The organism is Streptomyces sp. NPDC031132 (genome assembly GCF_055570595.1).
Window position 1 is genome coordinate 10,899 of sequence record NZ_JBVIGX010000050.1, and the last position, 20,564, is coordinate 31,462.

At 69.0% G+C, this 20,564-nt stretch carries 16 protein-coding genes and 1 pseudogene; 8 read left to right on the forward strand and 9 right to left on the reverse strand.

Annotated elements, in window-relative coordinates:
• Positions 1-126: 126 nt before the first annotated feature.
• From ACZ49B_RS36240 to ACZ49B_RS36250, 3 genes are all read right to left on the reverse strand, one after another.
• Complete coding sequence (locus ACZ49B_RS36240) at positions 127-3,732, reverse strand: laminin G domain-containing protein (protein WP_468314807.1); 3,606 nt, start codon at positions 3,730-3,732, stop codon at positions 127-129.
• Between the two features lie 223 nt (positions 3,733-3,955).
• On the reverse strand, positions 3,956-4,246 hold the full coding sequence (locus ACZ49B_RS36245) for a hypothetical protein (protein ID WP_468314810.1): 291 nt from the start codon (positions 4,244-4,246) through the stop codon (positions 3,956-3,958).
• Positions 4,247-4,300: 54 nt separating this feature from the next.
• Positions 4,301-4,540, reverse strand: a complete 240-nt coding sequence (locus tag ACZ49B_RS36250; RefSeq protein WP_328959558.1) for a hypothetical protein — start codon at positions 4,538-4,540, stop codon at positions 4,301-4,303.
• Positions 4,541-5,145: 605 nt separating this feature from the next.
• On the opposite strand from ACZ49B_RS36250, the gene ACZ49B_RS36255 reads away from it, so the two are divergent.
• Entirely contained in the window at positions 5,146-6,120 is a 975-nt protein-coding gene (locus ACZ49B_RS36255) for a LuxR C-terminal-related transcriptional regulator (protein ID WP_468314813.1), read from the forward strand.
• A gap of 146 nt (positions 6,121-6,266) precedes the next feature.
• Here ACZ49B_RS36255 and ACZ49B_RS36260 read toward each other — a convergent pair.
• From ACZ49B_RS36260 to ACZ49B_RS36275, 4 genes and pseudogenes are all read right to left on the reverse strand, one after another.
• A pseudogene (locus ACZ49B_RS36260) lies at positions 6,267-6,563 on the reverse strand (relaxase domain-containing protein); the annotation flags it as partial.
• A gap of 530 nt (positions 6,564-7,093) precedes the next feature.
• Positions 7,094-7,501 carry a hypothetical protein gene (locus ACZ49B_RS36265; protein ID WP_468314816.1) on the reverse strand — a complete coding sequence of 136 codons (408 nt, stop codon included), beginning with the start codon at positions 7,499-7,501 and terminating at the stop codon, positions 7,094-7,096.
• A gap of 590 nt (positions 7,502-8,091) precedes the next feature.
• Positions 8,092-9,615 carry a flotillin family protein gene (locus ACZ49B_RS36270; protein WP_468314818.1) on the reverse strand — a complete coding sequence of 508 codons (1,524 nt, stop codon included), beginning with the start codon at positions 9,613-9,615 and terminating at the stop codon, positions 8,092-8,094.
• Between the two features lie 86 nt (positions 9,616-9,701).
• Positions 9,702-10,211, reverse strand: a complete 510-nt coding sequence (locus tag ACZ49B_RS36275) for a hypothetical protein (protein ID WP_468314820.1) — start codon at positions 10,209-10,211, stop codon at positions 9,702-9,704.
• A 272-nt stretch (positions 10,212-10,483) separates the two neighbouring features.
• On the opposite strand from ACZ49B_RS36275, the gene ACZ49B_RS36280 reads away from it, so the two are divergent.
• Together ACZ49B_RS36280 and ACZ49B_RS36285 are read left to right on the forward strand one after the other, a co-directional pair.
• Positions 10,484-12,385, forward strand: coding sequence for a potassium channel family protein (locus ACZ49B_RS36280; RefSeq protein WP_468314823.1), 1,902 nt, complete (start codon positions 10,484-10,486; stop codon positions 12,383-12,385).
• A gap of 107 nt (positions 12,386-12,492) precedes the next feature.
• Entirely contained in the window at positions 12,493-12,669 is a 177-nt protein-coding gene (locus ACZ49B_RS36285) for a hypothetical protein (protein WP_468314825.1), read from the forward strand.
• 348 nt (positions 12,670-13,017) lie between these two features.
• Here the strand turns inward: ACZ49B_RS36285 and ACZ49B_RS36290 are convergent, their stop codons facing one another.
• Positions 13,018-13,338 carry a hypothetical protein gene (locus ACZ49B_RS36290; protein ID WP_468314827.1) on the reverse strand — a complete coding sequence of 107 codons (321 nt, stop codon included), beginning with the start codon at positions 13,336-13,338 and terminating at the stop codon, positions 13,018-13,020.
• Between the two features lie 202 nt (positions 13,339-13,540).
• Here ACZ49B_RS36290 and ACZ49B_RS36295 point away from each other — a divergent pair, with 202 nt between their 5' ends.
• From ACZ49B_RS36295 to ACZ49B_RS36305, 3 genes are read left to right on the forward strand one after another with little or no spacing between them, the layout of a single operon-like run.
• On the forward strand, positions 13,541-14,809 hold the full coding sequence (locus ACZ49B_RS36295; RefSeq protein ID WP_468314829.1) for a cation:proton antiporter: 1,269 nt from the start codon (positions 13,541-13,543) through the stop codon (positions 14,807-14,809).
• Complete coding sequence (locus ACZ49B_RS36300) at positions 14,796-15,263, forward strand: CBS domain-containing protein (protein WP_468314831.1); 468 nt, start codon at positions 14,796-14,798, stop codon at positions 15,261-15,263. The genes ACZ49B_RS36295 and ACZ49B_RS36300 overlap by 14 nt, the downstream gene beginning before the upstream one ends.
• Entirely contained in the window at positions 15,260-16,558 is a 1,299-nt protein-coding gene (locus ACZ49B_RS36305; RefSeq protein WP_468314834.1) for an ArsB/NhaD family transporter, read from the forward strand. Before ACZ49B_RS36300 ends, ACZ49B_RS36305 begins: the two co-directional genes overlap by 4 nt.
• A gap of 285 nt (positions 16,559-16,843) precedes the next feature.
• Here the strand turns inward: ACZ49B_RS36305 and ACZ49B_RS36310 are convergent, their stop codons facing one another.
• Positions 16,844-17,824, reverse strand: coding sequence for a PucR family transcriptional regulator (locus ACZ49B_RS36310; protein WP_468314836.1), 981 nt, complete (start codon positions 17,822-17,824; stop codon positions 16,844-16,846).
• Positions 17,825-18,547: 723 nt separating this feature from the next.
• On the opposite strand from ACZ49B_RS36310, the gene ACZ49B_RS36315 reads away from it, so the two are divergent.
• Complete coding sequence (locus ACZ49B_RS36315) at positions 18,548-19,954, forward strand: hypothetical protein (protein WP_468314839.1); 1,407 nt, start codon at positions 18,548-18,550, stop codon at positions 19,952-19,954.
• Entirely contained in the window at positions 19,848-20,492 is a 645-nt protein-coding gene (locus tag ACZ49B_RS36320) for a hypothetical protein (protein ID WP_468314841.1), read from the forward strand. Before ACZ49B_RS36315 ends, ACZ49B_RS36320 begins: the two co-directional genes overlap by 107 nt.
• Positions 20,493-20,564: the final 72 nt, after the last annotated feature.

Sequence of the window (20,564 nt, forward strand, 5' to 3'; positions counted from 1 at the left end):
TTCTTGCTTCTCCCCCACACCTCCTCCCCTCTTGCTCCTTTTCCTCCCCCCCTCCCCCCCCCCCCCCCCCCCCCCCCCCCCCCCCCCCCCCCCCCCCCAAGTCCGTGAAGTGGGTGGTTCGGAGGGTCAGCTACCGGAGCCGAAGACGGTGTCCGTGACCTGCTGGGCGTCCTTCATCGCGCCGGACCACAGGCGCATGTCCTTGATCTGGCCGGGCAGGAAGTTGCCCCAGGCGCTGTTGGTGAAGCCCTTGCCCACGGCGAGCTCGCCGCTGCCGACGCTGGCCGTGTAGGCCTTGGGCTGGGCCTGGCCGGCCGCGCCCACGTAGAGGGTGATGGTGCCGTCTTGAGCGTTGTGGACACCGGTCACCTGGACGCCTGCGTTGAGCGCGGCCGGGCTGTCGCTGGCCACCGAGGTCCCGGTGCCGTCGGCCGTCAGGCGGCCGAAGTGCCAGCTGCCCTCGACGAAGTCCAGCATCTTGGTCGGGTCCTGCTCGTCCGGCTCTTGGCGGATGCCGGTCTTCTCGAACCACAGGCTCCAGGAGGAACCGGTGGCCGTGCGCTGGCCGATGACCTGGGCCTTGTAGCCGTTCGGCTTGGCAAGGAGGGCGGTGTTGTCGAGTTTCGCCTCGGCCGTCACCGTGAACGAACCCGTGTCGTCGACGACCGGACCCGCGACGGTGGCCGCCTGGGTGGAGCCGTTCAGGACCAGGGCGCCGCCCGTGACGGGCGTACCGGTGGTCGCGGTCAGGGCGCGGCCGTTGCCGGACTTGTCGGCGAAGGCGGGGCCGGCTGTGGTGAGGTCCCAGGCTCCGGCCAGGTCGACGGCGGGCTTGCCGGTCGCCGGGTCGAAGAGCGAGGAGTCCTGCTTGACCTCGTCTGCGCTCTTCTCGTCCTGCCAGACCTTGACCTCGTCGATCCGGCCCGGGAGCTGCTCCGTCCAGGCGGCGGACTGCTTGGCGGCGCCGATTCCCATGACTCCGGTGGAGGCGATGGGGTTGGTGACGGTCATCTGGCCCTGGAGCCGCCCGTTGACGTACAGCTTCGCGAGGTCGGTGGACTCGTTGTACGTGGCGGCGACGTGGGTCCACACCCCGGCCTGCGCCGGGTTCGGACCGCTAAGCCGGCTGATCGCGCCGGTACCGCCGGCCGTGTCGTCCGTGGCCATCTGCATCGACCACGGCTGGCCGGCGGCGGCGGTGATGGCGACACCGCTGAAGTTCTTGCCGCCCTGGGCCAGCATGGAGAAGGTGCCGTCCGTGCGGTCCAGGCGGACCCAGCCGGCCACGGTGAAGGAGCTACGGGTGTCGAACACCGGCTTGTCGCTGTTCGCGTACTGGCCGTTCGTCAGCTGGAGCGCGCGGTCCTCGTGCGGGGTGGGCGTCTGCACCCAGCCCCGTCGGCCGGTTGCGGGGCGCTGGGCTCCGGCGGCGAGGTACATGTTGTTCCTGAGCGCCGGGTCGGTGGTCGACGTGTCGATGGCCTGGCCGGAGGCCTCGTCGAAGGTCCAGTAGCCGATCGGGTTGGGGCCCTCCTTGACCACGAAGTCGACGATCTTCGTCGCGCCCCAGCGGCCCACGGCGTCCTTGGCCTTCACGCTCAGCTTCATCGTCCCCGACAGCGGCGGAGTGATCGAGACGGTCGGGTTCGAGCCGGCGATCTCGGTCCACGTGGTGTCCGTGGACAGCTTGTACTGGAATGCCGTGACGGTGTCACCGCTCGCCGGAGCGAAGGTGAACTGACCCGCCTGGCCGGGCTTGCCGGCCGCCGTGCACGCGGTGCTGGTGCACTGGCTGTACGGAGCTCCGAAGGTGACCGTCGGGGCCTTGGGGGCGCTGGAGTCGACCTTGAAGTAGCAGTCCGCACTGGGAGCGCTGGTTCGTTCGTTGCCGTCCGCGTAGGACCGGGTCCAGGTCCGGAAGCGGTACTGGGCGCCGTCCGTCAGCGTGGCGGGCGGGTCACTGGTGACCGGGACGTTGTCCCCCACGAATCCCGAGGATGGCCGACTGATGTAGTCGGCGTCGGCCGCGTTGGCCTTGACCGGCGTCCAGGTGCCGTTGGTCTCCTTCTTTTCGGTCTGCATGAGAATCCGCAGCTGGGCGCCGGACTCGCCGCCCCACACCGTCTCGGTGATCGCGGTCATGGCCGGCGTCGGGTCGGAGACGATCGACGGCTTGGCCGGGTCGTTCGAGCAGATCTCCCCCGCACCCGTGACCAGGCCGACGTAGATGGGAGTGTTGGGCTTGCCGATGTAGTCGACCGACAGGACCGCGTCGTTGCGGAACCGCTTCCAGGCCGCGGTGTCCGACTCGTCCTCGGCACGGAGTTCCAGGTCCAGCCTGTTGTACCTGCCGTTGGCGAAATCGCGGACGGTCGGGGTGAGATTCTCGTCCGGCTCGTCCGCAGCGTCGGAGAACTCGACCGGGGCAGCCGGTGAATTCGGGTCGCAGGCTGATCCTCGGCCAGCCGACAGCCAGCGGTCCCCCATGAGGTCGGCATAGTTCGGCTTGTTCCCCCAGCTTGTCGAGGGGGATATCTCACCGTCCATCCGGACCAGCCACACGTTGCGCACGCCACACTGGAAGGCCCACGGCTCGGTGATCCGGAACCGGGCGGTCAGGACCTCCTTACCCACGAGCTTGTTCGGCGAGAACTCGAAGTACAGCCGCTGCACGTAGCCCGGACCGCAGTAGTAGCCGCTCCAGGAGCCGCACTTGCCCATACCTTTGCCCTGGCCGTCGCTGCCGTTGTCCCAGTTCCAGAAGGAGACGCCGTCGTTGCGGAGCGCGGTGTGCTCGGTGCCGTCGTCGAGGGCGACGGAGGGGTCGATATATAGGGGGAAGGCCGCGGGGTCCTTCTGCTTCAGCAGCGAGGAGTCCGGTACGACGGCCAACGAGTCAGCGTCGACCTCGACGGGCATGTTCGCCGCCCCGGAGCCGAGGGCCGGACCGTCGGCGGGACGGCTGCCGGGCTCCGCGCCGACGAGCGCCTTGGGTAGCGTGCCGCCCTCGCTCTTGACCGCGGCCATCTTCGCCTTCGGAGACATGGCCGGCGAGGTGGACACGCCCTTCGAGTCCCACATCAGGGCCGGGGGCGCCTTGAACACCGGCTTGCCGTTGGCGTCCGTGGCGGACAGCCCGCCGTCCTTGGTGGAGTTGAGACGAACGTCCATTGCCTCAAGGTCGAACTCGACACGCTGGAGCTTCGGGTTCGTCGCCGCCTCCGGCGTCTTGACCACGAGGACCTCGCGGAACCCCTTCAAGGTCGCCGTCATCCGCAGGTCGACCCCGGGCAGCACCTCCTGGTACACGGCGCTGTCACCGTCGAGCACCGGCTTGGGCAGCTTGCCCCCCTGCCAGCCCAGGGACATCGAGCGTCCGCCGTGCTCAATGGTGACCAGACTCGAATCGCCGCCGCCTGAGAACCCGACCGAGGCCACGGCGGCCTTCGGGCCCACGGTGCCGTCCGGGCGGACCTCCAGCATGGCGTCGGGAGCGACCCAGCCGGCGCCGTCCTTCGCCTTGACCCGGACCGGAACGGCCGAGGCGTCCAGGCGGAAGGACTTGCCGTCCGGATTCGCGTACGTCGTCGTGGACTCGGTCCGTTCACCGAGCACCTCGACGGGCTTGCCCGATGCGGCTGCCGCTTTGAGCGCCTTCTCGCCCTCATTCACCGGCAGCGCATCTGCAACGGCGGCTACCGGCGTGTACACCGAAGCGACACTCATCACCATGGCCAAGCCGAGCGTGGTCGCCACGGCATGACAAAGCCGCCGACCAAGGGTTGCAGACATTTTCTCCCATTTCATATGACGCGGAGATCTCCCCGGGCGCCGCGCCATGCCCTCACCAGCTATGGCGGTTGAACGTGAAAACGCATGGTGCTCGATCCGAAACCTGTCCGCTTGATTTCGACAGGCGATCGACCGGGGTTTTCCTGACGGAATACCGGAGTGCTCAGCGAATGCCCGGCCCGTCGCCAGCAGCGCCGTCCGACAGACGCCAGGCGATGAGCTCGGGTGCGCGCTCAAGGGCGCGTAGACACGCTGCGCGAGCGGTGAGCATGGCCTCGGCTTCCGAGTTGGCGAGGGAGAAGAGAACCAGATCGATGCGATCGTCTCCCGCATCCGCCGTTGCGGTCACGTGCTCGATGCCGTCCGCAGGAGCAAAGTGGGCCGTAAGAAGGTCCCTGACATCGTTCGGGGCTGTGACTGATCCACAGGAGCCGATCAACTTGAATGTGATCATATACATGGCGACTTCCGGCGGGTTTGCCTTTCTCGCTCTGCATCGAAAGCGAAGCTACGGGTGGGCGATACCGTCTCGCGGCGCGCTCCATCCGTAGCCATCGCCGGCCAGCACTTGGTGCGTGCTGCTCCACCCGAAACCATCGCCCGCAGTCGTGTGCCGCGTTTCCGAGAGGCCGAGAACGAACACACCAGATCCGATGGCGGCGAGGAGTGCGGCGGGCACGAGCAGGCGTGCGGCGACGTAGGACATGAAGAACTCAACCCCAATAGGCGTACTGGCCGACGGATTCATCTCATCTCCCCCATTCAGGGAAATGCCGTGTGCGATGGAGCAAGCCTGTCCGCGCCCTGAGCCGGTGTCACTAGCACCCGGGTGGCGTCAAGGCGCCTGGCGTCTTGACGCCACCTGGGTGCCTGCCTGCAGCCAGACCACGCCAGGCGCGAGCGTCAGGAGCGGAAGCAGTCGCTGGACGAAGCGGCAGGCGGCGGGGAGATACGTAAGGGCTGTCCCGTAATCCCCGGCGGGCGCGCGGCGCCGACTACAGGGCCTCGCTGCGTTGTCGGGAGATCGCCCGAATACGCCCAGTATGAGGACGACCCTCCACCTTGCGATGCCCCGCATCTGACGCCGCGCGCTGACCCGCCGCGGATTACGGGACAGCCCTTAGGCGGGTCAAGCAGTTCGCGGTATGGCGTCGGTGCGGCAGCACGCAGCCACCCGTACTCATACGCCCCCCGAACAGTGGGTATGCATCGCAAATCGGTCGATCCGCCAGCCCGCGATTTTCTCCACCCACACCGCCTCAGCCCGCAACACTCCACCTTTTTAGGAAAAACTGCCTACGAAAATTGCCTGCAACATCCTTTAGGATCAAGGCTTCGTATCGGGGGGATCTCATGTTGCAGTGGCTGGGCTTGTCTGCCCACGCAGAAGCTGTTTATCGGGCGATGCTCGAGCGACCTGACCACGGGGTGGCCGCCCTCGTCGCGGACACCGGGCTGGACGAGCAGGCGACACGGAGCGCCCTCGACGAACTCGCCCGCCTCGCCCTACTCAAACCGTCGGGGCAGACGGGGGCCGGCCTCCGCCCGGTCAGCCCCGAAGTCGGACTCGCCACCCTGCTGGCCTCCGCCGAGGCGGAGATCGCTGAACGCCAGGCCCAGGTGGAAAGTGCCCGAGCGGAGATAGCAGCCATCGCCGCCGCCCACCTCGGCACGAGACTGTCTGACAGCGCCACCCGGCTCGAAGGCCTCGACGCGATCCGCACAAGACTGGAACAACTCCAGCGGACCACCCACTTCGAATGCCTGTCACTGAACCCCGGCGGTGCCCACCGCCCGGACGCCCGCAGCGCCGCCACTCCGCTCAACGAAGAGGCCATGCGCCGCGGAGTCGTCATCCGAGCCGTGTGCCGCGACAGCTTCCGCAATGACCCCGACACCTTCGCGTACGCCCGATGGCTGACGGAGCGCGGTGGTCAGATGCGCACCATACCCACCGTGCCCATACAAATGATCATCATTGACCGCCGTGTCTCCATCATTCCCATCGATCCCGAGAACCCCCGCGCGGGCGCACTCGAAATCCTCAGCCCGGGCATCGTCACCGCCCTCCGTGCGCTGTTCGAGCAGTGCTGGTCCGCAGGTACACCCTTTGGGGCGCCTCCTCGCCCCGACTCCAACGGCTGCACCCCCACAGAACGAGCGCTCCTGGCCCTCGCCGCCGCGGGCGACACGGACGAAGCCGCGGCCCGCACGCTCTCCGTCTCCCCCCGCACCGTCAGCCGCATGATGTCCAACCTGATGGAGAGACTCGAGGCGGTCAGCAGATTCCAGGCAGGGGTGAACGCCACAAGGCGCGGATGGCTGTAGCGCCGATACAAAGCTGATAGCACGGCGCGGCGGCAGGGGGATGCCGTTCCCCCGGTCAAGCCCGGTCGTTCGGCCGTCGGCTGCGGCCGGAAGACGAAGTCGACACCAGTGACCGTCACCCGGCGTCCGAGGGCGCCGGCCTTGAACGCCTTCTTCGGGGAGACTCCCTTGGCGAGCAGTTCGGCCTCGATCCGGTCCGCGTCCGGGTGGCGGCCCCGCTCGCCGAAGAGGTTCCGCAGCTGCGCCTCGGTGACCTCCTCACCCGGCGCGAGTCCGAGCACGGTCAGGCCGTGGCCCATCCATCGCCCGGCCGGGACACCGGCCTGCTCCTGGGCCTGGCGCAGCGGCGTGCGCGCCGGGCGGCGGCCGTCGCCGACAACGGTCTGGCGCATGAAGTAGCGGTACATCTGACCGGCCCGGACGATCTTGATATCCACTGTCATGGAGACCACGCCACACGGCTCTGACCTGCAAGGAAAGACCGATCAGCGGGACGTCCCGCCAGGCGGGAGCGAGAGCCGAACTTTCTTCTCAGGTGCCCGCCGGGCGGGAAGCGGCCCCGGGCCGGACGCGAATGTCATCGCTCTCCGGCACGGTCTGCGCGTGAAGGGGGGTGCGGATAGCTCCCGGGGTCTACGAGCTCACCTGGGGACCGGACGGGCGCCACGTGACCATACTGCCGTGAGCTGCGCGGCGGCGAGCGGCACATCGTCTGGCGCGGCATTGGCGCCCACGAGATTCGCATCGGGCCCTGACCGGCCGGGACCCCGTCAAGCCATCGATGCCACGGCCCGTGCACCTCATCAGCCATGTCCTTGCCGGATCGGGCAGCTCGGGGTGGCTCATGACAAGTGCGCTGCGCGCAGGTTCTCGCCGATACGGTGATCTGCACGGGTTCAGGGCGGCTGTGCTGATGCCTTCGCGGTGGTCTGGTGACCAGAGGCGGCCTTCTGGTGTCCACGCAGACGGAACGTCAGCTTTGTGACCGCACGCCGGACCCGTCGCTGTGGGCCAGGCGGGCGAGGACCTTGGCGTACACCATGGTTGCCGCTGCGGTGACAGTCGCTACGGACGCCAGAGCGAGGATGCCCATCAACGCGGGCCACTGCCGCAGCTCGTCGCTTCGGCAGACTCTGTCCTGAGGCGACGGGTCGCCGAGCGGCCCCTGGCACACCGCGTGGGTCCCCTTGTAAGAGGACACCTCGGGACCGTAATCGGCGACCATCAGGAAGATGAAGCACCCCCACACCAGCATGGCGAGGAGCATCCAGACGATCGACCACCCCTCGATGCGGCGTGCGTCCCGGGCCCTCTTCTCAGCCCTCTCTGGTGCGGTGTCCTCAAGAACCGACACTTCCAGAGGCGTCTCATCGGCTTCCATTCGTCCCCCTGTTTTCAATTAACGATCATCAGTTCATTACAGCCTGATTGCGCACCCTGGACTGACGTCCCCAGAAGTCGTTGCCGGACCTGCGTCCTTGCGATGGGGAGCGCAGCTCCGCAAACGCGAAGGGACCGTCGCCCCACGGACCGGAGGATGTATGGGCTGTGGCACGCGGGTGGAACGTGCTCCACCGTTCAGAAACGCTCGGCGGCTCTCGGGGCCACGCACCGGCGGATTGGCAGCTCAAGGCTCGGGCGGGCTGGTGGGCAGCGGGTCCGGCCAAGGTGTGGGGGTGCTCGCCGGTGGTGGCCACGAGTATTCGTATCGTGGCGGACTCCATGTGGGCGCGGGCTCCGGTGCGAACGGGCCTGCCCGGTTCGCCATGAGGAGCATCATCGTCCCGGCGAAGAGGAGGGAGACGATGATCAGGGTGAGTCCGATGGGGTTGCGCGGGTTGTAGTAGTACCTCTGGGTGCCCCACTTGCTTCGTCTGAACACCGGCTCACGGTCGTAGTTCACCTGGCATCCCCCTCGCTTCGCGCTCGCGTCTTGGAGCCCGCTCTCAGCGGGCCCCAAGGATGTGCGAGCTAGCCGGCGATTTCGATCTTGCCGTTGGATGAGTTCGACTCGGGCATGGCGGACGTCTTGGCGGTGGTCAGGCCGCCTAGGAGTTGGGCAAGGTCGATGCCTGTGGCGGAGGAGAGAAGTTCCATGCCCTGGGCGACGTTCTCAGTGACGGTGCGGGAGAGTTTGCTCGCGCCGTCGCTGGAGATGATGGTCATCTTGTCGATGGCGGACAGCGGTTCGGCGGCCTTGGCCACGACCTGGGGCAGTGCCTCCACCATCATCTGGATCATCGCGGCGTCACCGTAGCTCTCGAAGGCGTCGGCCTTCTTCTGCATGGCCTCGGCCTCGGCGGCGCCCTTGGCCAAGATGGCGGCGGCCTCCGCGTCGCCCTCCAGGCGTACCGCGTCGGCGATGGCAGCGCGGCGGGCGCGTTCGGCCTCGCCGCGCTTGGCGCCCTCGATGGCCTCGGCCTCGGCGAGGGCGGAGCGGCGCTGCTTCTCGCCCTCGCCGGTCAGGCGGGCTCGTTCGGCCTCGGCCTGGGCGGCGGCGATGGCGGCGAGGCGCTCGGCCTCGGCCTGCTTGACGCGGGCGACCCGCAGTGCTTCGGCTTCCTGTTCGGCCTGGTACCGGCGGGCGTCGGCGGGCTTGCGGACCTGGGTGTCGAGCTGTCGGTCAGTCAGGGCCGCCTGGCGTTCGGCGACCTTCTCCTGTTCGGCCAGGATTTGCTGCTGCCGGTCCGCGTCGGCAAGCGGGCCTGCCGCGTTGGCCTGGGCGGTCGCGGCGTCGGTCTCGGCCTTGATCTCGGCCTGGCGCAGGTACAGGGTGCGCTGGGCGACGGCGATTTCCTCCTCGGCCTTCAGGCGGGCCTGTTCGGCGGCCTGGCGCGAGTTGGCCTCGGCGATGTCCGCTTCCTGCTTGGCGCGGGCGGCCTCGGGGCGGCCGAGGTCTTCGAGGTAGGAGCCTTCGGTGGTGATGTCCTGGATCTGGAAGGCGTCCAGGACCAAGCCCTGCCCCGACAAGCTGGCCTCGGCCTCCTCGGCGACCTGGCCGGCGAACGCGGCGCGGTCGCGGATGATGTCCTCAACCGACATGCGGCCGACGATGGCGCGCAGGGCGCCGGAGAGAACTTCCTGGGTGAAGCCGACGATGCCGTCCTGTTGCTGCAGGAACCGCTGCGCAGCGGCGCGAATCGCGTCCTCGTTGCCGCCGACCTTGACGATCGCGACGCCCTCGAGGTTGGCCTTGATGCCGCGCAGGGTGACCGCGCCGCGTACGGCGATCGGGATGTGGCGGCTGGACAGGTCGAGCGTGTAGCGCTGCTGGACGAACGGAACGACGAACACTCCGCCACCGACCACGACCTTCTGACCGGTGTTGTCGGTCGATATCCGCCCGGTCTCCGGATCGGTGGACCTCTTGCCCCGGCGCCCGGTGATGATGAACGCCTCGCTGGGTCCGGCAACCTTGTAGCGGGTGACGACGACGAGGGCGAGCAGGACGAGGAGTACGACGACTCCCACGACCGCGGTGACAACAGGACTCATGGCGGTTCCCCCCTGCCTCCCGGAAGGGGGCAGACTCAAGGGCTGATGGAAAGAGGATCGGAAGGTGGAGGCTCTGGTGGTGCTGCTCAGCGCTGGACGGCGCGGACGCTGACCGAGGTCGTGGACGGCGTGGCCGTCACCCAGATCTCGGCCCCCCGCTCTATCGGGGCGTCGGCAGTCGCGGCGTACTTCAGCGGCTGGCCGCCGAGCGACAGCAGTACCTCGCCGTAGCCGCCGGACGGGATGGCGGTAACCACCCGCCCCGCCGAACCGACGAGGTCCGCCTGGTGCGGGGCGCTGCCGTCGCCGTCGCGTTGCAGGGCCCGGCTGAAGCCGTACGTAGCCCAGCCCGCGCCCGCCCCGGCCAGGACCCCCGCAGTGGCTGCCGCTCCCTGCCCGAGCCCCGTGGACCCGAGCACGATCGCCCCCGTGAAGCCGAGCATCGAGACGAAGCCCGCGATCACCGGCAGCGACAGCCACCCGTCGAACAGTCCGTCCAGGACGCCGTCGAAGACACCTTCGAGCACCCCGTCGAACACCAGCGAGGCAGCGAGCAGCACGATTCCCCCGATGCCGAGACCCAGAAACAAGCCCATGGGACCTCCCCGTCTGACCGCTGCCTTCCCGCTGGACAACTGCAGATTGACAGGAGGACACGGGCTCGCACATTGCCTGCCGTCGGCAATCTTTACGCTTCTTTGACGCACATGGTCGAGGCGTCGAGGATCGGGGGCCCGCTTGTCAGCCGGCCGCGGCGCCGCGCGGAGCGTCGTAGCCGGAACGGGGGCGCGCGTGGGTGCCGGGTACAAGGCATCCTGGGGCCGTGTCGAATTCCCTGCAGGCTCAACTTCCCCTTCCCGCTGGTCAGATGGTTGTCTGTGGCGATGACGGTCTGGCCCGTCGGCTGGCCGCCGAGCTGCGCGACGTGTACCGGGAGCGGGTGACGCTCGTGGTGCCGGCGAGCGTGCACGCGCCGCACGGGGCTGTCGGCCGCTGGAGCGCACGGAGTCTCGGAGTGCGTGGGCGCGTACCCGGCAACAGGCAGGCGGGACGGCCCTCGCCGGAGGGCGCCGGCAGCCGGGATCTGCGTGTCGTGGAGGCGGCGGAGCCGGACGAGGATGCGCTGGTCATGGCGGGGGTGGCAGGGGCGGCCGCGCTGGCGCTCGTGTACGAGGACGACGACACGAACGTACGGGCTGCGCTCGTGGCTCGTCGGCTCAACCCGCGGCTGCGGCTGGTGATCCGTCTGTACAACCGCAAGCTCGGTCAGCACCTTGAGGAGCTGCTGGACCAGGCGGCGGTCGTCGCCGAGCCGGGCATCGACCTGCGCGAGCTGGACTCGTCGACGACCGTCCTCTCGGACGCGGACACCGCCGCGCCGGCGCTCGCCGCCAGCGCGATCGCCGGAACCAGCAAGGTCATCCAGGCCGACGGTCTGCTGCTGCGCGCGGTAGAACGTACCCCTCCGGGGCGGGGCCAGGTGGCCGATCCGGGCCTGTGCACTCTGGCGCTGCTGTCCGCGACCGCCGCCGATCCGGCCGGAAGCGAAGGTTCGGACCGCAGCGGGGACCAGGGGCCGCAACTGCTGCCCGACGACCGGTCGGTGGCAGCGGCGACCGGCCGCGGCATCGTGGCGCTCGAGGCGATGACGCATGCGGGTCCGGCCGTGCCGGGGCGGCGCTTGGTCGCGGCGTCGCTGCCGGTGGCGTCGCTTTTCTCGCGGCGGCTGCGCTGGTCGCTGGCGGGCATCATTGCTGCGGTGGCAGGCCTGGCGGTGGCGTCCTGGCTGACCACCGGAGACCGTCCCCTGCACGCCGCGTACATCACCCTCCTCGACATCTTCGCGATCAACGATCCGGCGGTCGACGAGGCTCCCGAGCGCAAGACGCTGCAGATCCTGGCTGGCTTCGTCGGCCTGCTGCTTCTGCCGGTGCTGGTCGCGGCCGCGCTGGAGGGCCTGGGGGCGTTCCGCAGCGCGACGGCGCTGCGCCGTCCGCCCCGCGGACTGTCCGGGCATGTGGTCTTGCTGGGGCTCGGCAAGATCGGGGCCCGGGTCCTGGTCCGGCTGCGGGAGTTGGAGATCCCGGTGGTGTGCGTCGAGTCCGATCCGGAGGCCCGCGGACTCGCGCTGGCCCGCCGCATGAGGGTGCCCGTCGTTCTGGGGGACGCCACAGAGGAGGGCGTGCTGGAGGCCGCGCGGATCCACCGCGCCCACGCGCTTTTGGCACTCACCAGCGCTGACACCACCAACTTGGAGGCCGCCCTGTACGGGCGCGCGGTCAGGCCGGACCTGCGGGTCGTCATGCGACTGTACGAGGACGACTTCGCCACGGCCGTCTACCGCACGCTCCGCGCCGCGCACCCGGCCGCCCTCACCCGTAGCCGCAGCGTCACGCACCTGGCCGCGCCCGCCTTCGCCGGCGCCATGATGGGCCGGCAGATCCTCGGTGCCATTCCGGTGGAGCGGCGCGTGCTGCTCTTCGCGGCCCTGGACGTCGCCGGGCACCCGCAGCTGGAAGGCCGTACCGTCGCCGAATCCTTTAGGCCGGGGTCCTGGCGGGTGATCGCTTTGGACACCGCTTCGCCGGAGGAACGGCTACCGGACCTGTCGTCCCCGCCCGGCGAGGCGGCCGAGCCCCACGACCGGCTGGTGTGGGACCTTCACCCGGGCTACGTCCTCAAAGCTCAGGACCGGGTCGTACTCGCCGCGACGCGGCGGGGGCTGGCCGAGCTCCTCGGCCGCCGGGACGTGCACGCCTCGGGCTCCTGACCGGGCGCGTCCGGCTGCGGCGGAACCGGCGGCGAGTGGCCCGGTACCGGGCACCCGGGCCATGGGAGCCTGGTGGTTCGACTCTCTCCCCGCCAGGAGTGCTCCCCATGCCCCGCCCTTCCCGAATCGGGCGTCCTTCGGCGCTGTTCGTCTTCGGCGCCGTGCTGACCGCAGCCGGGGCCGTGATGTACGCGCTGCCGGAGTACAGCCGTGCGCTCCTCGCCCTGTGCGCCTTCGCCGTGGCGGCCGCGGCGGCTGTGTGGATCTCCGCCAAGCAGCGGTGACCGGTTTGCGCGGCACGTGATCCGGCAGGGGCTGCGGCATGTGCACTCGCCTGGTCGCGGCGTACGAAGGGCGTAGACGGCAGGAGGGATGCGGGGGTGTGAAGTCTTGCGGCAGCGCCGGATCAGGGTGGCGGCCGCGTTGAAGTGGATGCGGACCTGCAAGGACGGCCGCCTCGATGCGCCGGGTCTGACCGCGCCCACAGCCCGGCTCCTCAGCGGGCTCTCCATACCTCGCGTCGGGTGGGCACGAAGGCCCTTCGCCACAGGTTCCTCCGCTCGGCTCCACGCCAGGCGGCGCTCGGTGATGTTGCGGCGCGCCCACGCCGTGATGCTGCGGCCGTCCATGGGTCAGGCCACTTGCTTGGGGCTGGCTCGCCGCGCCGTGCGCTCGGCCTGGATGAAGCAGCCGACAGCGGCCGCGATGAAGACGAAGCCAAGGACCGTGCAGGCCATTACGGTGTCCGCGGATGCGTCCATCATTCGAGGGACGGCGTTGAGCGGCATGAGGGTATAGAGGAAGAGCAGGGCCCAGGCATAGGGGCGGGCGGCCAGTCGCCGCCTTTGCAGGCCGCGTGGCATCCAGCCGGTGAGGATCGCCAAGGGGACAGGCAGTACGAGCAGTGTGCCTGCCGCGAGGGCGATCGCGTGGTAGGTGGGGTTGCCGTTCATCGGTACCTTCCTGGGGCGGACGCCCACGATAGACGGGGTGCTCGTGACTTGTTCATGCCGGAGTCCGGCAAGTTCCAGTGGGGCGAACTGCTGTCAGGGAACCGTCAACGGGGCGTATGGAACGTGTAAAGTCCGCCGTGGTGTGCCGGGAAGCCTGGTCGGCGATAGGGATAGCTCGCTTCGTGGATCGGGGTCTGACGTCATGGCGCTCGTCGCTGTTTTCGGTGTGGCGCTGCTGGTCGCCGTGCTGCTGTCCGGGCTTGCCGCGCGCACGGTCCTGTCCACTTCGCTGCTGTTCCTGCTGGGCGGGGCGCTGGTCAGTGACGGGTTCCTCGGGCTGATCCACATCACGGCGGACAGCGAGATCGTGTCGGTGACTGCTGATCTGGCTCTGTTCGTGGTGCTGTTCACCGACGGCATGCACGTCTCGTTCCCGAAGCTGCGGCAGAACTGGAAGAACCCGGCCCGCGCGCTGGGTCTCGGCATGCCGCTGGCCATGGCTGGCATGGCGCTGATCACCCACCACCTCGTCGGGCTGGACTGGACGACTTCCTTCCTCGTCGGCGCCGTCCTCGCGCCGACCGACCCGGTCTTCGCCTCGGCGATCGTGGGCCGCAAGGAAGTCCCGGCGAAGCTGCGGCAGCTGCTGAACGTGGAGAGCGGCATCAACGACGGTCTCGCGCTGCCCGTCGTGCTGCTCCTGATCGCCGCGGCCGGTCCCACCTCCGGTCAGGCGGGCGCCTCCGTTGGCGAGATCGCCCTGGAGCTCGGGCTCGGTCTGGTCTTCGGTGTCGTCCTGCCGCTGGTGGTGGCGGGTCTGGTACGGCTGCGGCTGCTGGGGGCGGAGCCGAAGCTCCAGCCGCTTCTGCCGCTGGCGACCGGGATCATCCTGTACGGGCTGTGCCACCTCACCCACGCCAACCCCTACTTGGCAGCGTTCTCCGCCGGAGCCGTACTGGCCTCCGTCTCGCCCGAGGCGAAGACGGTCTTCGAACCGCTGGGCGAGATGCTCGCGGAGCTGGCCAAGTTCGCAGCCCTCCTCGTCTTCGGTGCGCTGCTGACGCCGGCACTCTTCGGCGACCTGTCGGTGGGCGGGTATGTGGCCGTAGTGCTGGCGATCGTGCTGATCCGCCCAGCCTCATTGCTGGTCTCGCTGCTGGGGGCGCGGATCGAGCGGCGGGAGAAGCTGGTGGCCGCCTGGTTCGGCCCCAAGGGCTTCGCGTCCGTCGTCTACGGCCTGCTCGTGCTCCAAGCCGGGATCCCGCAGGGCGAACAGGCGTACACGCTGATCGCCGTCTGTATCGCGTTCTCGATCATCGCCCACTCCAGCACCGACGTGCCCATCGCCCGCCTCTTCGACGTGGAAGACCTCACCGACATACCGGACAACGCCCAGGCCGCCCGGCAGACCGGCACCGTTTTCGCCCCGCGCAGTGCACTCGACCAGGAGAAGCAGCATGATCGCCCGTGATCTCGCCGAGCCCTACCCGCATGTGACGACCGACGCCCAGGCCGTGGACGCGGTACGTCTGCTCGCCGAGCACGACCTCGCCGCGCTCCTGGTCCTGGAGAGGGACGGGACCCCGTACGCGGTCGTCCCCGGCTCGCAACTGGTGCGGCAGCTGGTGCCCGAGTACGTCATGGAGGATCCGCTGCTGGCCGCGGTCATCGACGACCGGCACGCCGACTCCCTCACCGAGGGCCTCGCCGGGAAGACCGTCGCCCAGTGGATCCCGGCGCGTGCCTTCAAGCCGGCTTTCGTCGGCCCCGAGGCCGGGGCGCTGCAGATCGCTGCGCTCATGGCACGTACCCATGTGCCGCTGGTCGCCGTCATCGACCGCGACACCGAGGGGCGCCGACTGGTCGGCGTGGTCTCGGCCGCCTCTCTGATGCGTCACCTGCTGGACGTGGGGGGTCAGGGGTGAGCGGATGGCAGAGCTGGGCGGCGGTCGCGGTTTTCGCGGGCGTCTACTTGCTGATCATCACCGAGTGGGTCCACCGCGTCGCCGCCGCCCTGGGCGGGGCGGCGCTGATGCTGGCCATCGGGGCCACCGACGACGCGTCGGCCTTCTACTCGGATGAGACCGGCATTGACTGGAACGTCATCTTCCTGCTGCTCGGCATGATGATGATCGTCGGGGTCCTGAAGCGGACCGGCCTGTTCGAGTACCTGGCGATCTGGTCGGTGAAGAAGGCCAAGGCCAGACCGTTCCGGGTGATGGCCATGCTGATCGTCATCACAGCCGTGGCTTCAGCGCTGCTGGACAACGTCACCACGGTGCTGCTGGTCGTCCCGGTGACGCTGCTGGTGTGCGACCGGCTGAAGCTGTCGCCCATCCCGTTTTTGCTCGCTGAGGTGTTCGCCTCCAACATCGGTGGCACCGCCACCCTGGTCGGTGACCCGCCCAACATCATCATCGCCAGCCGGGCCGGCCTGACCTTCAACGACTTTCTGGTCCACCTCGCGCCGCTGGCCGCAGTCCTGACCGTCGTCCTGGTAGCGCTCTGCCGGATCATGTTCGCCAAGCACTTCGTCTACGACGAGAAGCGCGCCGCGGAGATCATGGAGCTGCGCGAGCGCGAGGCGATCAAAGAGCCCCGGCTGCTCGTTCAGGGTCTGTGCGTCCTGGCGCTGGTCGTCGCAGGTTTCGTCCTGCACCCCGTCCTGCACTACCCACCCAGCGTCGTCGCCCTCCTGGGCGCCGGTCTGTTGGTCGCGATCTCCAAGGTCGAGACCGGGGAGGTGCTCGGCGAGGTCGAATGGCCGACCCTCGCCTTCTTCGCCGGACTGTTCGTCATGGTCGGCGCGCTCATCGAGACCGGCGTCATCGGAGAACTCGCGAGCTCCCTCGCGGACGTCATCGGCGGAGCCCAGCTGGGCGGCACGATGCTCCTGCTGGGCGGCTCGGCCGTGCTGTCGGGGATCGTCGACAACATTCCCTACGTCGCCACCATGGCGCCCATCACCAGCGAGCTGGTCGCCGATATGGGCGGCGACCCCGACCACGTCATGTGGTGGGCCCTCGCGCTGGGCGCCGACCTAGGCGGCAACGCCACCGCCATCGGAGCCTCCGCCAACGTCGTCGTCCTCGGCATCGCCGAACGCAACCGCCACCCCATCACCTTCTGGCAGTTCACCAAATACGGGCTCCTCGTCACCGCCGTCACCATCGCCATCTCCGCTCTCTACCTGTGGCTGCGCTACTTCGCCCTGGCGTGAGAACCGACCGCCCCTCCCCCCGGCGAGGGGCGAGGGAAGAAGGGAGCTTCGGCATGGCCCGCAGCCGGCGCACGGAAGCTGTCTCCATAGCCGTGTGGTGGGGTGCGCTCACCGTGCTCTTGTGGGGTGGAGGACACCTGCGCGAAGCACCTGCCTTGCTGGTGGCGTGTGCGGCGAGCGCCGCCCTTCTGATCAGCCTCGGCGAACTGGCCCACTGGCTTCGCTGCCCGCATCCGCGAGCACTGGGCGGCGGCTCGCAGGAACCGCGCGCCCTGAGGCGGGGGCTCACTCCTGGGTGTCGGGCCAGTCGAGCAAGCGGGCGCCGATCACCGCGGTCTGGAGGGTGTAGCGGTTGACAGGGTCGGCCGGGTCGGCGCCGGTCAGACCGTGGATCCGCTCCAGCCGGTAGGTCAGCGCCCGCACGCTCAGCGACAGCCGACGCGCGGCCTCGGTCGCCACGCATCCGCTGTCGAAATAGGCGGTGAGGGTGTCGATGAAGGTCTGGGCGCCGCCGCGCCCGTTACGGAGCGGGCCCAGCACGTTTTCCACCAGGTCGGCCATCGCCTGCCGGTCCCTCGTGAGAACCGGGTAGACCAGCAGGTCCGCGGCGTGCAGCACCGGGGCGTCCAGTCCCATCCGCTCGGCAAGGTGGAGGGCGTTGAGTGCCTCCTCGTAGGAGTGCACCACGCCACCGGCGCCGGGATGGGAGCGGCCTATGGCCACTTTGCCGCCGTCGGTGGCGGCGTACGCCTGCTTGGCGAAGAACGCCAGAACGTCCGGCTGGTCACCGGGAGCCACACAGATCAGCCGCCCGTCCTTGGTGGTGAGCAGGATCTGCCGGCCCGCGAACCGGGTCAGCACCGCCGACTCGATCCCGCGGGCCACCGGGTAGCCGTCGCCGTACGGCTCAGGTCCGCTCGCCACGGCCACCGCGTGGGCCTGGGAGAGGCGCAGCCCGAACCGTTCGGCACGCTCCGCCAGCCTCCCGAGATCGCTGCGCCCGTAGAGGAGGTCGTCGATGAACTCCCGACGTGCGGCCTCCTCCTGGCGCACGGCCTGGTGCTGGGCGCGCTCGTAGCCTTCGACGAAGGCGTCTACTGCCTGTTCGGTTACCGCAAGCAGGACGCCTGCCTGCTGGATCGGCACCCCGGTGAGGACTTCCCGGGACACGGTCAGGTGCTCGCGGATCATCACGCGCAGAGTGAGACCGAGCTCTGCGGCCCGCTCCCCCTCGGCGCGGCGTGCCTCCAGCTCGGAGCGCGTCATCCGGCGCCCGGTGGTACAGGCGTCGCGAAGGCACTCGGCATACCCCGTCAGCTGGTCTTGCGGTGCTTCCCGCTCCGTCACGCACTCCCCCGTTCTCGTCGCGTCGGCGAACCCGTTGACGCGCAATCAGGTTGCCATAGGCAGCAAAGGGTCCTTCACCGGTAGCGAATGGTGGGTAAAGACTGCCGGTCGACGGCAATGCGCTGCCGCGAAGCGACGGAGAGATCAAGGAACGCCCTGTGTCGAGGAGAGCTGCGCCGTGCCCGGTATCCGGTGGCCACTGCCGCGCGGCAGTGATGGACGCGACAGGCATCGACCAGCGCCCACCGCAGCTCCTCCACGCCGTCGTCGGCCCGTGGTTTGTCCGCAAGCATGGGCCGTTTGACGGACTGCAGGGAACAGCTTTTTGAGTTGAACGGGGGCGGTCGTGTCGGGGGACTTCACGCAGGAGTGGGGCAGCAAGAGAGCAAGGGTCGCCGATCAAGCAGCGATGCGGCTCAACGGTGTTCCGGCAGCCGACGGCGGTGGCGGTGGCGGTGGCGGTGGCGGTGGCGGTGGGACTTTCGCGTCGACGCCGGCGCAGAAGAGGTCTGCCGCCAACACCATCGAGACCGAGCTCGAGCCCACGAACGTGACAGAGCACGCGGACGAGAGCACCAACACTGCGGTCAAGGGCTTCGAGGGCTGGGACGCAGCCGTGGGCCTGAAGAAGGTGGCGGACACGTGGGACCAGCAGGTGAAGGTCCTGATGGGCCGGCTCGGTTCTCGGCGGAGGACAAGAAGCGCGGCGGCGACCCGAACATCTGGGACCTGCAAGGCGATTTCAGCGGCAAGAACGGCGGATGGTTCGCCAACGACCCGCTCGACGGCCTGCTCGGCATCATGTCCAAGGACCCTGCTGCTGCCACCTCCTACCTCGACCCCGGTGCGGACCACAAAAACGACAACCTCCAGTACCTGCTGAAGGAACGCGACTGGAAGTTCGACGACACTCCCGTCTGGCACGGAAACATCGAGACGCACAGCGACACCGAGAGCGAGGGCAAGGACGCCCGCACCGGTCTGGGACTGCTCCTTGAATCCGGCACGACCGGCCACACGCCGCTCGGCCCGAACCAGGACCCCTGGCCGGCGACCCCGCACACCGAGGGACAGGCGCGCATCATGCACGACGTGATCGGCGGCCTCGGCCCCGACCAGAGCGTGCACGAGAACATGCGCGAGCCGCTGGCCCGCGCCCTGGCCACCTACACCGCCGACACCCACGAGATCCTGGGAGGCCTGGACTCCACGTACATCTCCGCGGCCGGCACCGGATACTTCCAAGACGGCGACAAGACCCACATGGCGGGCAACCAGAAGGACCTGGTGCAGTTCATGCGCGGCCTCTCCGAGGACCCTGAAGCCTACGGGACGCTCCACAAGGCGGAATCCCGGTACATCGACCTCTCCCTCGAAGAGATCCCCAAGGGAGCGCACGGGTCGGAGCTCACCAACCCGATCAACAAAGCGGGTACGGCTCTGGGCGTCATGAGCTCCATCCGGGAGGACGTGATCAACGACGGCCGGACGGCCGGATACAGCGAGGCCGACTGGAAGTCCAAGCTCGCCTACCACGTCATCGGCGGCGCGGTGACCCCCATGTACTTCACCACCGCCGGCGGCGTCTCCATCGCCTTCGGCGACTCCATCCAGCGCGGCGTCGACACCTGGGCTTGGGAATGGGGTCCGATTCCGACCGACAACTCTCTCGAAAGGAGTGATGAGCGCCATGCACGAGATCCGATGCGAGATCGACACGGAGTACCGCAGCACCGAGGTATTGGCCGACCTAGCCTGGCGTTGGCTCGTCGAGGGCGCGGAGCGCCTGGAGGAAGAGTCCTTCTCGGCGGTCCTCGATTCCACCGGGCAGGTGGAAGAGTCGATCAAGAAGTCGGTACAGTGCGGCCCGCCCGGGTCGCTCTGGGGCTTCCTCAAGGCGGACGTCGTCAGCAGCACCGGGCGGATCACCAAGCGTTCCCGGGTGCTGACCCGCAAGAACCTGCCGATGCTGCGCAAGTGGCTGACCCTGGACGTGCAGTTGGCCGAGACCGCGGTCTACCGGCTGGACGACCGGGGCATGCCCGGTGAAGAGCTCCTGCGGATGGGTGTCGCGCGGGACGAGAGCTCCAGGGACTGGGTCAGGCTCAGCGCGGTGACCTCCGAAAAGCGCTTCGGGCCCGCTGCCCAGGCGAGCATGACGGAGCTGCTGCGAGACTTTTCGCAAGAGGTGGACCCGTCCTACGCCCAGGTCGGCTACGGCCTGTCGCTGGGCCGCACCGAGCACGAGGAGCGGGTCGGCCCGCCGCTGCCTTCGATGACGCTGCCACAGTCGCGGCGGCTGCTGCGCGGGTACGAGCGGCTGATGGTGATCCCGCGCGAGATTGCCGGGCAGCTCGGCGGCGGCGACGGCATCGCCGCGGCCGGTGAATTCCACCGGGTCGAGACCCTGCGTGACGGCGCCGTGCTGCTCCAGGTCACGCCGGAGTTCGACGGCTTCACCGGCGAGGCGATCGAGCGTACGTGGCGGCTGCTACGCCCCGCTCTGAGGCCCGGGATGCCCAAGCGCTTCCCGGACTCCGACCAGTCCGGCCCGCCGAGCCGGATCTGGTACGCGGACATCGCCTGATCCCGCACAGCCGACGAGGCCGGGTGCAGTCGGATCACACGTCCGGCTGTCCCCGGCCTCGTTCTAGTCGGG